This is a genomic window from Microbacterium amylolyticum (assembly GCF_011046975.1).
Taxonomy (GTDB): Bacteria; Actinomycetota; Actinomycetes; order Actinomycetales; family Microbacteriaceae; genus Microbacterium; species Microbacterium amylolyticum.
In genome coordinates, this window is sequence record NZ_CP049253.1 from 1,445,953 (window position 1) to 1,460,379 (window position 14,427).

General features: G+C 66.4%; 13 protein-coding genes. 10 read left to right on the forward strand and 3 right to left on the reverse strand.

Annotated elements, in window-relative coordinates; translation table 11 throughout:
• Window positions 1–65 precede the first annotated feature (65 nt).
• Entirely contained in the window at window positions 66–1,316 is a 1,251-nt protein-coding gene (locus G6N81_RS07110) for a sugar ABC transporter substrate-binding protein (RefSeq protein ID WP_165134933.1), read from the reverse strand.
• Between the two features lie 187 nt (window positions 1,317–1,503).
• Between G6N81_RS07110 and G6N81_RS07115 the strand changes: the two genes are divergently transcribed.
• Window positions 1,504–3,141 carry a glycoside hydrolase family 13 protein gene (locus tag G6N81_RS07115; RefSeq protein ID WP_165134935.1) on the forward strand — a complete coding sequence of 546 codons (1,638 nt, stop codon included), beginning with the start codon at window positions 1,504–1,506 and terminating at the stop codon, window positions 3,139–3,141.
• Between the two features lie 92 nt (window positions 3,142–3,233).
• Window positions 3,234–4,250 carry a LacI family DNA-binding transcriptional regulator gene (locus tag G6N81_RS07120; protein WP_165134937.1) on the forward strand — a complete coding sequence of 339 codons (1,017 nt, stop codon included), beginning with the start codon at window positions 3,234–3,236 and terminating at the stop codon, window positions 4,248–4,250.
• Window positions 4,251–4,285: 35 nt separating this feature from the next.
• On the opposite strand, the gene G6N81_RS07125 is transcribed toward G6N81_RS07120, so the two are convergent.
• Window positions 4,286–5,233, reverse strand: coding sequence for a LacI family DNA-binding transcriptional regulator (locus G6N81_RS07125; protein ID WP_241244907.1), 948 nt, complete (start codon window positions 5,231–5,233; stop codon window positions 4,286–4,288).
• A 64-nt stretch (window positions 5,234–5,297) separates the two neighbouring features.
• On the reverse strand, window positions 5,298–5,969 hold the full coding sequence (locus G6N81_RS07130; protein WP_241244908.1) for a rhamnogalacturonan acetylesterase: 672 nt from the start codon (window positions 5,967–5,969) through the stop codon (window positions 5,298–5,300).
• Window positions 5,970–6,257: 288 nt separating this feature from the next.
• Here G6N81_RS07130 and G6N81_RS12715 point away from each other — a divergent pair, with 288 nt between their 5' ends.
• The 8 genes from G6N81_RS12715 (at window position 6,258) to G6N81_RS07170 (ending at window position 14,364) form a co-directional block, all read left to right on the forward strand.
• Window positions 6,258–6,758 carry an ABC transporter ATP-binding protein gene (locus G6N81_RS12715; protein ID WP_241245152.1) on the forward strand — a complete coding sequence of 167 codons (501 nt, stop codon included), beginning with the start codon at window positions 6,258–6,260 and terminating at the stop codon, window positions 6,756–6,758.
• Between the two features lie 74 nt (window positions 6,759–6,832).
• A complete protein-coding gene (locus G6N81_RS07140; RefSeq protein WP_165134944.1) occupies window positions 6,833–7,972 on the forward strand; it encodes a Gfo/Idh/MocA family protein in 1,140 nt (379 codons plus the stop codon).
• Window positions 7,965–8,876: a DUF6807 domain-containing protein gene (locus tag G6N81_RS07145; RefSeq protein WP_165134947.1), complete on the forward strand. Its 912-nt coding sequence runs from the start codon at window positions 7,965–7,967 to the stop codon at window positions 8,874–8,876. The genes G6N81_RS07140 and G6N81_RS07145 overlap by 8 nt, the downstream gene beginning before the upstream one ends.
• Window positions 8,877–9,058: 182 nt before the next feature.
• Window positions 9,059–10,339 carry an ABC transporter substrate-binding protein gene (locus G6N81_RS07150; protein WP_165134950.1) on the forward strand — a complete coding sequence of 427 codons (1,281 nt, stop codon included), beginning with the start codon at window positions 9,059–9,061 and terminating at the stop codon, window positions 10,337–10,339.
• A gap of 151 nt (window positions 10,340–10,490) precedes the next feature.
• The gene (locus tag G6N81_RS07155) at window positions 10,491–11,798 is read left to right on the forward strand and encodes an ABC transporter substrate-binding protein (RefSeq protein ID WP_165134953.1); all 1,308 of its coding nucleotides are present in this window, start codon (window positions 10,491–10,493) and stop codon (window positions 11,796–11,798) included.
• A 57-nt stretch (window positions 11,799–11,855) separates the two neighbouring features.
• Window positions 11,856–12,836, forward strand: a complete 981-nt coding sequence (locus tag G6N81_RS07160) for a carbohydrate ABC transporter permease (protein WP_165134956.1) — start codon at window positions 11,856–11,858, stop codon at window positions 12,834–12,836.
• Complete coding sequence (locus G6N81_RS07165; RefSeq protein WP_165134959.1) at window positions 12,833–13,723, forward strand: carbohydrate ABC transporter permease; 891 nt, start codon at window positions 12,833–12,835, stop codon at window positions 13,721–13,723. The genes G6N81_RS07160 and G6N81_RS07165 overlap by 4 nt, the downstream gene beginning before the upstream one ends.
• A gap of 2 nt (window positions 13,724–13,725) precedes the next feature.
• Entirely contained in the window at window positions 13,726–14,364 is a 639-nt protein-coding gene (locus tag G6N81_RS07170; RefSeq protein ID WP_165134962.1) for a hypothetical protein, read from the forward strand.
• The last annotated feature ends 63 nt before the right edge of the window (window positions 14,365–14,427 follow it).

Consider the following 14,427-nt stretch of genomic DNA (forward strand, 5'->3'; position numbering starts at 1 on the left):
TCTCCTCCGGCCCCTCGGGCAGGGGCGAGCGGCGCTCCCGGAAGGAGCGCCGCCCGCGTCCGGTGCTAGTTCAGGGCGTTTTCGACGTCCGTGGCGAGCTTCTGCCAGCGCTCCACGGGATCGGCGCCGTTGATGATTTCAGCCTGGGCAACTCCCCAGAACTCCCACACAGCACCCATGGCGGGGATGGCGGGCATGGGAACTGCTTCCAGCCCCACCTCGGCGAAGCCGGCGATGATCGGGTCAGCCGATGCCGTTTCGGCGGCCGACTCGAGGGCGGGAAGGATCTGGCCCGACTCGTACAGGGCGACCTGTGCGTCTTCGGTGCCGATGTAGTTGACAAGGAAGTCGGTTGCGGCGACCTTGTTGTTCGACTCGGACGAGACGATGAAGCCCTTCACACCGGCGAACGGCGATGCGGCGTCACCCGTGGGGCTCGGAACCGTGTCAATGGCGACATCGATGCCGGCGTCCACAGCGCTACCGACGTTCCAGGGTCCCGTCAGCCAGAAGGCCGATGTGCCGTCGAGGAACGACTGCTTGGCGAGGTCGCCATCGATGTCGGTGTTGAAGACACCGGAGCCACCGCGGCCCTGGCTGGACAGCCACTCGGCGAATTCCTCGCCGCCGGCGTTGCCCAGCTGCAGGTCGTCAGCGTTGTAGCCGGCGTCGTCCGTTCCGAAGACGGGAGCGCCGAACGCGGTCTGGAAGGGGTACAGGTGGTAGGGGTTGCCCTCTGCGCCCTGCTCAACGACGAACGGACGGTCGAGGCCAGCGGCCTCACCCTTGGCGATCATGTCGTCGAAGTCGGTGGGCCGCTCGGGGACGAGCTCCTGGTTGCGCAGAACGGCGATGTTCTCCACCGCGTACGGGAGCAGGTAGACGGTGCCGTCGTACGTGGCTGCGTCGATCGCCACGGGAAGGTAGTCGCCAGCGGACTCACCGAGTTCGAGCGGGGCGACGACACCGTTGGTGGCGAGCTCGCCGAGCCAGTCGTGTGCGCCCATGGCGATGTCGGGGCCTTCGCCCGTCGGCACCTGCTGGATGAAGTCGTCCTTGATGTCGGCGGTGTCCTTGCCGACCAGGTTCACGGTGACGCCCGTCGATTCTGAGTATGCGTCAGCTGCGTCCTGCAGGGCATCGAGGCGTTCGGCGTCGACCCATACGGTCAGCGCGGCGCTGGCGCCGCCCTGGTCGCCGGAGCCGGCGGCGTCGCCGTTACCCGGTGCGGGGTCGCCGTTGCCGCAGCCTGCGAGGCCGAGAGTTGTCGCGAGCGCGACGGCCGCGAAAACGCGGCCCTTCTTCTTCACCGTCATTGGTGGCCCTTCTGTTGATGCCGGCAGCATCACCGGCAGTGGAAGCGATTACAGGTTACGTCTCTTGGTTCGGTTCCCGCCGCGCTCACATCACTGGCGAACGCTGCTGGGAACTAAAGGATGCAACATCGCCACGCAAAATGCAAGCGTTTCCATTTTTACGGCATCTCGCTTAGGCTTTCTCGCCATGACCAACGAATGGTGGCGCTCCGCCGTGATCTATCAGATCTATCCGCGCTCCTTCAGCGACGCATCGGGCGACGGCGTCGGCGACCTCGCCGGCATCACGGCCCGGCTTGATTCCCTCCACGACCTCGGTGTTGATGTCGTGTGGCTTTCTCCCTTTATGACGTCGCCCCAGAAGGACGCCGGATACGACGTTGCGGACTACTGCGACGTCGATCCCCTCTTCGGTACCCTCGCCGACTTCGACCGCCTCCTTGCCCGTGCGCACGAGCTCGGCATCAAGGTCATCGTTGACCTGGTTCCGAACCACTCCTCCGACCAGCACCCCTGGTTCCAGCAGGCGCTCACGGCCGAGCCCGGCAGCCCAGAACGCGCGCGGTACATGTTCCGCGACGGCACCGGTGAGGGCGGCAACGAACCTCCCAACAACTGGCAGTCGATCTTCGGCGGGCCCGCGTGGACGCGACTGACGAACGCCGATGGAACACCCGGCCAGTGGTACCTGCACCTGTTCGACTCCTCGCAGCCCGACTTCGACTGGCGCAACGACGAGGTGCGCGAAGAGTTCCTGCGCATCCTGCGCTTCTGGCTGGATCGCGGCGCGGACGGCTTCCGCGTAGATGTCGCCCACGGCCTGATCAAACACCCGGATCTTCCGGACTACACCCCGCCGGCCGACGGGGACTCGATGGGCGGCAACGAGCCCGTTCCGTACTGGGGCCAGGAAGGCGTGCACGAGGTCTACCGCGAATGGCGCCGCCTCGTGGACAGCTACGACGGCAACCGCGTGCTCTGCGCCGAGGCATGGCTGCCGACAATGCAGGAAATCTCGCAGTGGGTGCGCCCCGACGAGATGCACCAGGCGTTCAACTTCAGCTACCTCATGAGCGAGTGGGACCCCACGGTCTTGCGTGATGTGATCGATGAGTCGCTGCGCATCTTCCCCGGCGTCGGCGCGCCCGCCACCTGGGTCTTGTCGAACCACGACGTCATCCGTCACGCCTCACGGCTCGCCCTCGAGGCCAATTTCCCGCAGGGACACGGCATCGGACCGCGCTCCGAGGGGAAGCCCAACCCTCGCGTTGGCCTGCGCCGCGCCCGCGCCGCGACGACGCTCATGCTCGCACTTCCCGGCTCGGCATACCTCTACCAGGGTGAGGAGCTCGGCCTTCCCGAGGTCATTGAGTTGCCGGACGATGCGCGCCGCGACCCGACATGGTTCCGATTCTCCGGCGAGCGCTATGGCCGCGACGGATGCCGCGTCCCCCTGCCCTGGGAGGCCGAGCAGCCGGCATACGGTTTCAGTGATTCCGGCGAATCGTGGCTGCCGCAGCCCGCTGAATGGGCCGAACTGGCACGCGATCAGCAGCGCGGCAACCCTGCTTCGACACTCGAGATGTACCGCACGCTGCTGCGCCTGCGACGCGAACGCGAGATGGCAACAGGGCACCTCGTCTGGGTCGACGGCTACCCCGACGATGCCATTGCCTTCCGCATCGGCGCTGTCACGGTGATCGCCAACCTGGGTACCGCTCCGCTGACGCTGCCGGAGGGCGCGCGCGTCCTCACGACCAGCGGACCGCTCGTCGGTGAGAACCTGCTGCCGGTCGACACGGCCGTCTGGATCGAGCTGCCATAACGATCGACGCGTTTCTCCCCTGGCGCCACGCGCGTCGGGGGAGAAACGCGTGCGCAACATGATCGGGGGCGGACGATGAGAGGATACGAGGCGTGAACATCGATGAAGTTGCCCACGCTGCGGGAGTGTCGACGGCAACGGTGTCACGGGCGCTGTCCGGCCGGGGATCCGTTTCCCCCGCCACACGGGAAAAGGTCGTCGAAGCGGCCCGCAACCTCGGGTACGTCGTGTCACAGGCTGCGTCAACGCTAGCCAGCGGCCGCAACCGGAACGTCGGCATCGTCGTTCCCTTCCTCGACCGCTGGTTCTTCACCAATGTGTTGGCCGGGGCCCAGGAACGCCTGATGCACGCGGGATACGACATCACGCTCTATAACCTCGCCGGGCGCGGGGATGAGCGGCGCATCGTGCTCGAGAACTTCCTTCCCCGCCAACGCGTTGACGCGGTGATCGCCGTTTCCCTCGAACTCACGGAATGCGAAGTCACCCGTCTGCGCGAACTCGGGAAGCCGATCGTCGGCGTCGGCGGACCCATCGAAGGCGTTCGGACCCTCGCGCTCGATGACATCGCCGCATCGCGCCTGGCCACCGAGCACCTGCTCAGCCTCGGCCACACCCGTATTGCGCACATCGGTGGCGACGCGGCATCCGACCGCGACTTCCACATGCCGCTCAAGCGTCGGCGCGGCTACGAACAGGCGCTGCGCACCGCTGGCATCGATCTGGACGAGCACATGGTCGGCGGCGCCGACTTCACCGTGCAGGGCAGCTACCGCGTTGCCAAACTGCTCCTCGGACGCCCCCAGCGGCCAACGGCGATCTTCGCCGCATCAGACGAAATGGCGATCGGCGCAATACTCGCCGCGCAGGACCTCGGCCTTTCCGTGCCGCAGGACGTGTCGATCATCGGCATCGACGATCACGACACGGCGGAGTTCTTCGGGCTCACGACCATCGCTCACTATCCCCGCGCGCAGGGTGCCCTCGCCGTCGACATTCTGCTGGCACAGATCGAGCCCAATGCCGCAGAGCCTCCGGCAGAAACGCCCCTTCCCTTCGACCTCATCGTGCGGCGCACGACCTCACGGCCACGCCCGGAACAGGGATGAGTGAGGCGGGGCGAGCTCCATGAGCTCGCCCCGCCCTACCCGCCGGTTGACGCCCGCACCGACAGCGCCGGCGGGAAGACCAGCGCTTCGCGCGGGGTGTGCGGGTCGCTAATACGCGCGATCAGGAGTTCCGCGGCACGACGCCCAATGGCCGTTGCGGGCTGGCGGACTGCCGTCAGCGGAACGGCGGCAACCTCCGCCAGCTCGGTGTCGTCATAGCCCACAACAGCGATGTCCTCGGGCACGCGGATCCCGCCGTCGACGAGGGCACGCACGAGACCCATCGCCAGGTGGTCGTTGGAGCAAATGATCGCGTCGGGGCGTTGCGCCGCCGCGGCGATCTCTGCTCCGGCGGCGCGCCCTGCCGCCGGATCGGTATGCGGAACACGACGCGTCTCCAGCTCGAGGCCGGCTTCAGCAAGCGCATCGCGCACGCCCTGCGCGCGTTCGCGCACCTGGTGGAGCTCGTCGCGGGCGCCCAGGAAGAGAACGCGCCGTCGTCCACGGGCGATTACGTGCTCGGCCGCGATTCGGCCTCCCGCCAGGTTGTCGAATGCCACCGAGGAGTGTTCCGGGTCGGTGGCATCGACAAGCACAACGGGAATACCGTGGCGCCGCAGTCGTTCCAGCTGCGCACGGGTATCGCCAAACGGCGATACCAAAGCGCCTTCGACTTGAACGGACTCGAAGAGCCCGAGGTGATCGCGCTCACGAATCGCGTCGTCGTGACTGTTCGCCGCGAGAACGCGCATTCCGGCATCCGATGCGGCGCCCTCCGCCCCGTCGATCAGCGCGGCGAAGTAGGGGTTCGAGATGTTGATGACCGTCATGCCGATGAGACCACTGCGCCCGGCGCGCAGCTGCCGCGCGGCGGGCATCGGGATGTAGCCGAGGTGGGCGACGGACGCGCGAACGCGTTCGCGAAGCGGTTCGCTGACACGATCAGGCTGATTCAATGCGTTCGATACGGTCGCGATCGACACGCCCGCATGGGCAGCGACCTCGCGAATTCCCACCCTCACAGCTGTCCCCCTTTCCGCACGCCCGTCAGTGGACGAGCGCGCCGCCCTTCGGAGCGTCGTGGCCATCCAGCCGTGCAATACCGCGCAACTGACGTCCAACGAAGGCCGCGATACGCCGCGCACCGCGCTCATGGAAATGCGTGTCGTCGGCGAGCCCATCGCGCCAGAGATCGTGCTCACCCGGGGCGAAATGGCTGAGAAGGCGCACGGATGCTTCGGGCCCCTCGTCCTCGTACAGCCACGTGGTGAACGCCGTCAGGTCGATGAGGGGCACCGCCAGCTCGGCGGCGAGGTCTCGGACGGCGTTCGGATAGTCGCCGTGCGTTGGCGTTACTCGGTCACCATCGAACCAGCGCCGTTCACACGAGGTGCACAGCACGGCATTCGCGGCCCGCGAGTGCACGTCACCCACCATCCGCCGCAGACGATCGCTGTATCCCCCGCGTGAATCGAGGAGCTGCGGCTGCTTTTGATCGTTGTGCCCGAACTGGATCACCACGGTGTCGTCGGCGCGCACCTCGCTGACAAGCTCGTCCCACCGGGATTCCAAAAAGGACTCCGTTGTTGCGCCGCCGAATGCGAGATTGCGCACGGGCCGATCGACATGCGGTGAGAGGTGCGGACCCCACCCCGACATGGGCCATTCCTCGGGTGGGCAGGCAGCAACGGTGGAGTCTCCCGCCAGGTGATACGTCATCGTCATCTCCTTATGATGCCCAAAGGGCGCATGATGGACATCATGCCCGAGCAAACGCTTTCCCGCATCCCTCGGCGGCGCCGTGAGCACGGTGTGGTGGTGGTTTGCGCTGGCCGTCGTTCTGCTGCTCCAGAACTACCCGAACCACCTGATTTACACGCGCATGTTCATGACCGTTGTTCGCGACGTCGAAAACGTCGAAATCATGCTGCAGCAGATCACCCACCCCTTGCTGTCAGCCGTCATGGTGCTGTCCGGCGCGCGGACGATGTGCGGCGTGAGGGACTCGTGCTCGACATGCTCAACGGCCGCATCGCGTCGATGTCGTGGGTGGCGATGCAGCTGCTGGGTGTGATCTGCCTGGCCCTGGCAGCAACATTCACGCTCACCGGACTGCTGCCGATCACCCCCGGCGAGGTGGTGATGCTGTCGGCGTACTTCACGCTTCTGACGCAGGGACTCACGCAGATGCTGATGCTGATCCCCGTCGCAACGCGCGGTATCGAATCCGTGCGATCGATCGCCGAGATCCTGGAGGAGCCGGACCTGGAGATCAACGCGGGGCGCGCCCCTGTCGCGGCGGTGGAGGGTTCGGTCGCCCTCGAACACGTCACACACGCCTACCCCGATGCGGACACTCCAGCGCTGGACGACGTCAGCCTGACGATTCGCTCCGCCGACCGTATTGTCGTGCTCGTGGACGGTCAGATCGTCGAGCAGGGGCGCCACGAGAAGTTGATCAATCACGGCGGTCGCTATGCCGATCTTCACAACACGCAGAGTGGGTGATCGTCGCGGCCGGGTGGCGTGATCGACGGATGACGTCTAGCCTGTGGGCAAGCGCTTTCCAGTCGAGGAGGAACATGCCCATTCGCGTCGTTGTCGTCGGAGCAGGAGCCATCGCTCGCGGGCAACACCTGCCCAGCCTCCTCGCCTTAGGCGACCGCGTTGACGTCATCGCCGTGTGCGATGTCAACGCCGACGCCGCGGAGGCCACCGCGCGCGAGTTCGGCATCCGCCGCTCGTCGTCTGACCTCGCTGAGCTCCTCACAAGCGAACGCCCCGACCTCGTGACGCTGGCCACGCCTCCCGTCGCGCACCGCGACGCCGCGATCGCCGCACTGGGCGCGGGCGCATGGGTGCTGTCAGAAAAACCACCGACCCTCTCGCTGGCCGACTACGACCGCATCTCGACGCACGAGAGCGAAGGCGGCCCCTTCGCGAGCTACATCTTCCAGCACCGCTTCGGCTCCGCCGCCGAACGCCTGCGGCAGCTGATCGCCGACGGAACGCTCGGACGCCCCCTCGTCGCACGGTGCGACACCCTCTGGTACCGCGACGCCGACTATTTCGCGGTTCCGTGGCGCGGCCGATGGGAATCCGAAGGCGGCGGGCCGACCATGGGGCATGGCATCCACCAGATGGACCTCCTCCTGTCGCTTCTGGGCGACTGGACCGACGTCTCTGCCGTGATGTCGAACCTGGCCCGCGACACCGAAACGGAAGACGTCTCGATGGCCGCCGTGCGGTTCGCCTCCGGGGCGATGTGCTCGATCGCCAACAGCCTCGTCTCTCCGCGGGAAACCAGCGTGATCCGCATCGACTTCGAACACGCCACCGTCGAGGTCGAGCACCTCTATGGGTACGACAACGCGCACTGGACGTGGACACCCGCGCCGCACGTGGACCCCGCCGTCGCCGCCACATGGGCCCCCACCGAAAACGTTCCGAGCGACTCCCACGCACCCCTGTTCGCACACGTGATCGACTGCATGGAGCGCGGAGAGCGCCCGCGGGCAAGCGGAGCGGACGGACGCCGGGTGATGGAACTCGCCGCGGGCATGTACAAGTCGGCGCTGCAGGGACGCTCCGTCTCACGCGACGAACTCACACCGGGTGACGATTTCTATGCGTCGATGGCGGGAGCCGACCCGGCCGCCGCAACCGCACAAATTCACGCCGGAACGATCAGGTCCTCGGCACACGAGGTGACCCATGGCTGAGATCACGATCGCGCGTGAGGACGAGGCACTCACCGTTACCGCGGGCGGAACCGACATCGCCCGGTACGTGTTCCGCGACAACGCCGACGCGTTCGAAGGGCCAAAACCGTTCCTGCACCCGCTGCGCACGCTGAGCGGCGCGCCCATCACGGGCTACCGCCCCTGGGACCACCGGTGGCACAAGGGTCTGCAGATGACCCTCACCGACGTGTCCGGGCAGAACTTCTGGGGCGGCAACACCTACGTCCACGGCGAGGGCTACCTGCCCCTCGACAACATCGGCCAGATCCGGCATGACGAGTTCACGGCGGTGGCCTCCGGCGTCGAGGCCCACTGCGATGAACGGTTGACCTGGATCACACGGGCGGGCCAGGAGTGGCTGTCGGAGGAACGGCAGCACCGCTTTCACAGCGTCGACCGCGCGGGCGGCACCTGGGCCCTCGACATGACCTCGGCGCTGGTCAACGTCGGCGGCCACGAGCTCGTGCTCGGCAGTCCGACAACGCTCGGCCGCGAGAACGCCGGCTATTCCGGTGCGTTCCTGCGGCTCACCCGCTCCTTCGCCGGCGGTGTGGTGACAACACCCGACGGCGAATACCGCGGCGCCGAGGCGGACGCCGTCATGGGAACACAGGCGCCATGGCTCGCCTTCTCCGGAGCGCACGACGAGATCGATGGTGGGGCCACCGTGCTCGCCTTCGCCGGAACATCGACCGGACAGCCACCGCTGCGCTGGTTCGTTCGATCCGAGCCGTTCCCCGTGATCGCACCATCGCCCACGTTCTCGGAGACGATCGTGCTATCCCCCGGCGACCGCCTCGAGCTCTCGCATCGCTTCGTGATCACCGATCGCATCCACAGCGCCCCGGAGATCGCCGCGCTCGCCGCACGCCTCACACCGTAGCCGGGGCCCTCTCGCGGGAACGGCGCGCTCGCCGAGCGGTGCCCGACCAGCGCGCCGCGCCCGCCCGTGGCACCCCCCACATGGCGGTGTTGTAAAACGTTTCTTCGTGCGCTAGCTTGATCGGGGAAGCGCTTTCCAATGGGCGCAATCCTCCCCCGGCAACGACGCACGAAGGAACAGCAATGAAGCGACCGTTCACGCGCCCGATCACGATCCTCGCGGGGATCGGTGTCGCCACTCTCACCCTCACCTCCTGCACGGGAGGGGGGTCCGGAGAGTACGACCCCGACGCCGAGGTTGCTCTGACCTTCACCTGGTGGGGCAACGACGATCGTGCGGAGCGCTACCAGACACTCATCGACGCCTTCAACGAAGAGCACCCGAACATCCGCATCAACGGATCGTTCAGTGACTTCCCCTCGTACTGGGAGAAGCGACAGACCGAAGCTGCCGGCGGCGGCCTTCCCGACGTGTGGCAGTTCTCCGACAGCTACCTGCGCCAGTACGCCGAGAACAACCTGCTCGTCGACCTCGGCACGCTCAGCGAGTACGTCACGACGGACGCGATCGAAGAGGGCCTGCTCGGAACGGGCCAGCTCGAGGGCACGCAGTACTCGCTGCCCCTCGGCTACAGCACGTGGGCTGTGTTCCTGAACGACGACATCCTGGCCGAGTACGACATCGAGCCCTACGCCGGCGGCACCAGCTTCGAGGAATACTCGCAGTGGATGGCCGATGTGACCGAAGCAACGGGCGGAGAGGTGTTCGGCGGCACGGACTACACGCAGCGCATCCAGAACTTCGAGAACGTTCTGCGCGCCTCGGGTGGAAACCTCTACACGGAGGACGGCGAGCTCGGATTCACCGAAGAGCAGCTGGCCGACTTCTGGGAGATGGGCGCGGCCGACCGCGACGGCGCCGTCGTCCCGCAGCAGCGCCTCGAAGAGTCCTTCCCCGTTTCGGGCTTCGGCGCGAACCTCACCGCCAGCGAGGCCAGCTGGAGCAACTTCATCGCTAGCTATCTCGGCGACTCCGGCGCATCGAGCATCACGATGGCCGCCCCACCGACGGACGTTGCCGGCTCGGCGGACCTGTACCAGCAGGCAGGCCTGCAGATGGCCGTCTCTGCGAACAGCGAGCACCCGGAGGCCGCGGCGATCTTCCTGGACTTCGTCGTCAACAGCCCCGAGGCGGGCGAGATCTTCGGCACATCCCTCGGCTTCCCTGCCTCGCAGACCAAGCTCGATGGCGCCACACTCGAGGGCGCGGACCTGCAGGTTGCCGAGTTCCTCGCGTCGGTCGAAGACCGCATCGGAGCCGCGCCCCCCGCGCCCGTTGTGGGCTACGGCTCGCTCGAGCAGAAGTTCTGGGACATCGGCAAGGAAATCGGCCTTGGAACCCTCACGGTTGACGCTGCCGTCGACCAGTTCTTCGCGGAATCACGCGTGATTCTCACCGATTGACCCCGCCCCGGCGGCGTGACGAAATCGTGACGTCGCCGGGGTTCCTCCCCCTTGTGAATCGTTTCGGAGAGCCCTAAACTCACCGGCAAGCGCTTTCCCAAGCGCTCGCCCATCGACGGGCATCGAACAATGACGTTCTGAGAGGACAAGGATGTTCCGCACCAAGAAGACGGCCGCGATCACAGCCATCGCCGCTATCGGCGGTCTCACCCTCGCTGGGTGCTCCAGCAACACCGGAGGCGGCGCCGAGCCGGCCGAGGTCGACCCGGACGAGCAGATCACGCTCACCATGGCCTTCTGGGGCAACGATGTGCGCGCCGACCTGTACAACCAGGCTTTCGACGCCTTCAACGAGGAATACCCCAACATTCAGATCCAGAGCTCCTTCCTGGACTTCCCCGCATTCTGGGAGCTGCGCCAGACGGAAGCCGCCGGCGGCGGTCTGCCCGATGTGATGCAGTTCGATTACTCCTACCTGCGCCAGTACGCCGAGAACGGCCTGCTGCTGGATCTGACGCCGTATGTCGGAAGCATCATCGACGACGAACCGCTGTCGGACGAGATCCTCTCGATCGGACAGGTCGCCGACGGCATGTTCGGCATTCCCACCTCCACCAACGCCTGGGCGATGTTCCTGAACCCCACGACAATCGAGGAAATCGGCGTCGCGCCGTTCGCGGGCGGATCGTGGGAGGACTACGCCGCCTGGATGAAGGACGCTGCCGACACGGCCGCCGCAAACGGCGTCGACGCTTTCGGCGGGTCGGACTTCACCGGCCGCATCCAGAACTTCGAGGTGCAGCAGCGCGCCAAGGGCCAGGACCTCTTCACGGAGGACGGCGAGCCCAACTTCACCGAGGACGACCTGCGCGAGTTCTGGGAGCAGGGCTCTGAGGTTCGCACCGACGGCTCGGTGATGCCGATGCAGCGCAACGAAGAACTCCACCCTCTGGGCGGATTCGACATCGGCGCCGTGGCCAGCGAGCTCACGTGGGACAACTTCGGCGCCGGCTACCTCGCCAACCTGGGCGAGGGCTACGACACGCTCGACCTGGTCGCACCCCCGGTCACCGTCGAGGGCGCAACAGACCTGTACCTGAAGCCCTCGATGCTGCACGCGATTGCCGCCAACTCCGACCACCCCGACGCCGCGGCAACGCTGGTCGACTTCCTCATCAACAGCCCGGAGTCGGGCGAGATCTTCGGCACCAACCGCGGTCTTCCCGCGTCGGCAACGGCGCTCGAGGCAGCAACGCTCGATGACTTCAGCCAGAAGATCGCCGACTACGAGGCCTCGATCGAAGACCGCATCGGAGCCGCCCCGCCTGTGCCGATCGTCGGCTACGGCACCCTCGAAGAGAAGTTCCGTCAGCTGGGCGAAGAGCTGGGCTACGGCACGACCACGGTCGACGCCGCCGTCAGCCAGTTCTTCTCCGAGATGAACGTCATCCTCAACTAATTGCCCTCCGGTGGGCGGGGCGATGACGCCCCGCCCACCCCCACAGATCGGGAGAACATGACCGCGACAGATACGAGAACGGCGGTGACCCGCGGGTCGCTCCGGCGACCAGCCTTATCGGCTCCGCCCGTGCGAAGCGAGCTGAAGAAGAGGTCGCTGCGCGAAATGCTCGCGGGCTACGCCTTCCTCACCCCGTGGCTGATCGGCTTCATCGGCCTCACCGTTGGCCCGATGGCGTACTCGCTGTACCTGTCGTTCACGTCCTACAACCTGTTTTCCCCTCCTCGCTGGATCGGGCTGGGTAACTACATCCGGATGTTCACGGACGACCCCGTGTTCATCCAGTCGGCCACGATCACCCTCACCTATGTGATCGTCGGAACACCCATCAAGCTCGCCGCCGCTCTCTCGGTGGCTCTGCTGCTGAACTATCGCGACCGCGGCGCCGCATTCTTCCGCTCCGCCTTCTACGCTCCCAGCCTGATCGGCGCATCCGTTTCGGTCGCCATCGTCTGGCGTGCCATGTTCAACACCGACGGCCCCGTTGACAACGCTCTCTCGACCGTCGGCATCAACCTCGGCGGCTGGGTCGGTAACGTCAGCCTCGTCGTTCCCATGATGATCCTGCTCGCCGTCTGGCAGTTCGGCGGCGCCATGGTGATCTTTCTCGCCGGCCTGAAGCAGGTCCCCAAGGAGCTCTACGAAGCCGCTGAGGTCGACGGTGCGGGAGCAATCCGCCGCTTCCGCGCGGTGACGATCCCCATGCTCTCCCCGGTTATCTTCTTCAACCTCGTCCTCGAACTGATCGGTGCTTTCCAGGTGTTCGCCTCGGCGTACATCATCTCGAACGGAACGGGTGGCCCCGCCGGTATGACCAACTTCATCACCCTGTACCTCTACAAGCGCGGATTCCAGGACAGCCAGATGGGCTACGCCGCGGCGCTCGGCTGGGTCGTGATGGCCGTTGTGGCCGTGCTCGCCGTAATCCTGTTCCGCACCCAGAAGTCTTGGGTTCACTACGCGGGAGAAGACCGATGACCGCCACCGCCCTCATCACCACGGGCGCGCCCGCCCCGCGACGCCGCATCACCCGCCGCGGATGGCAGACGGTGATCTGGATGATCGCCCTGATCGCGATCACCTGCGTCGTCATCTATCCGCTGATCTGGCTGTTCATGTCCACGTTCAAGCCGAACCCCGAGTTCGGCCAGAACCCCGGACTGCTGCCGTGGAATCCCACCGTTGCGAACTACATCAAGGTTGCCGACGGCATCGGCGGTGTGCCCATGTGGCGCTTCTTCGCCAACTCGCTGATCCTCGCCGTCGCGGCCGTGATCGGAACCGTTGCGTCCTCGGCCCTCGCGGCCTACGGCTTCGCGCGCATCCGCTTCAAGGGCGTTGGCATTCTGTTCACGGCCATGATCGGCACATTGCTGCTGCCGTTCCACGTGGTGATCATTCCCCAGTACATCTGGTTCAACCAGCTGGGCTTCGTCGACACCTTCGTGCCGCTGATCCTGCCGAAGTTCCTCGCCACCGAGGCGTTCTTCGTGTTCCTGTGCGTGCAGTTCATCCGCAGCATCCCCCGCGACATGGACGAGGCCGCTCGCATCGACGGCGCCGGCCACGGACGGATCTTCTTCTCGATCATCCTGCCGCTAGTCAAGCCCGCCCTGATCACCTGCGCGATCTTCGCCTTCATCTGGTCATGGAACGACTTCCTCGGCCCACTGCTGTATTTGAACAGCCCCGACAATTACCCGCTCCCCATCGCCCTCCGGCTCTACAACGACCAAACGTCGACCAGTGACTACGGCGCAACCGTGACGGCATCGTTCGTTGCCCTGGTACCCGTTTTGCTGTTCTTCATCGTGTTCCAGCGCTTCCTCGTCGACGGCGTTGCCACACAGGGCCTGAAGGGCTGACCATGGCACGCGTCGACAGGGCGTTGCGGAGGGCCGCGACGTCCGGCTCCGGGCACACGAACGATGCACCGGCGCGTCACCCCGGCGCCACGGGAGCCTTCGCCCTGTTCGGCGAAGTGCTGCTGACCGGTGTTCTCGTAGCGGTCGGGGGCGCGCTGATCGTGACGCTCCCCGCCGCTCTTGCGGCGGCCACCAGCCACCTGCGCCGATACGTGCGCGCGGAGACCTCATCGTTCGGGCAGGCATGGGCAGACTTCGTGCGTGCTCTGCCAGGAGGGCTGGTGGTGGGGGCCACCAGCGTCGCCGTCGCCGCCATTCTCTGGGTCGACATCTCCATCGGCCGCTCCGGGGCGCTCCCGGGCGGCGGCGCGATCGTCGCCGCAGGATGGGTGCTCGCCGCGGTTGCCGCGGGCGCTCTTCTGGCGGCAACCGGCCGCTGGACGGCCGATGGCGGATGGAAGGGTGCCTTCCGCGGCCTTCCCCGATCAATGGCCAGCGACATCCCCGGCGCGATCTATCTGATCATCGCCGCGGGGTTCATCGCACTGGCCGGCTCCATGTTGCCGCCGCTCGTTCTTCCGGCTCTCGGCTGCGCGGCCCTCGCCGCCGTCGCGATTCCGGAACGGCCGCGGCGCCGTTGAACTGACGACATCCCCGGGGCGCCGGAGCGGACTCCCGCCCCGGCGCCCCGCAAATTCTCTCCT

What these genes read in the sequence shown, in the direction of transcription:
- G6N81_RS07110 (WP_165134933.1), bottom strand. Translation starts at nt 1,316, where the DNA reads ATGACGGTGAAGAAGAAGGGCCGCGTTTTCGCGGCCGTCGCGCTCGCG.
- G6N81_RS07115 (WP_165134935.1), top strand. Translation starts at nt 1,504, where the DNA reads ATGACCAACGAATGGTGGCGCTCCGCCGTGATCTATCAGATCTATCCG.
- G6N81_RS07130 (WP_241244908.1), bottom strand. Translation starts at nt 5,969, where the DNA reads ATGACGTATCACCTGGCGGGAGACTCCACCGTTGCTGCCTGCCCACCC.
- G6N81_RS07140 (WP_165134944.1), top strand. Translation starts at nt 6,833, where the DNA reads ATGCCCATTCGCGTCGTTGTCGTCGGAGCAGGAGCCATCGCTCGCGGG.
- G6N81_RS07145 (WP_165134947.1), top strand. Translation starts at nt 7,965, where the DNA reads ATGGCTGAGATCACGATCGCGCGTGAGGACGAGGCACTCACCGTTACC.
- G6N81_RS07150 (WP_165134950.1), top strand. Translation starts at nt 9,059, where the DNA reads ATGAAGCGACCGTTCACGCGCCCGATCACGATCCTCGCGGGGATCGGT.
- G6N81_RS07155 (WP_165134953.1), top strand. Translation starts at nt 10,491, where the DNA reads ATGTTCCGCACCAAGAAGACGGCCGCGATCACAGCCATCGCCGCTATC.
- G6N81_RS07160 (WP_165134956.1), top strand. Translation starts at nt 11,856, where the DNA reads ATGACCGCGACAGATACGAGAACGGCGGTGACCCGCGGGTCGCTCCGG.
- G6N81_RS07165 (WP_165134959.1), top strand. Translation starts at nt 12,833, where the DNA reads ATGACCGCCACCGCCCTCATCACCACGGGCGCGCCCGCCCCGCGACGC.
- G6N81_RS07170 (WP_165134962.1), top strand. Translation starts at nt 13,726, where the DNA reads ATGGCACGCGTCGACAGGGCGTTGCGGAGGGCCGCGACGTCCGGCTCC.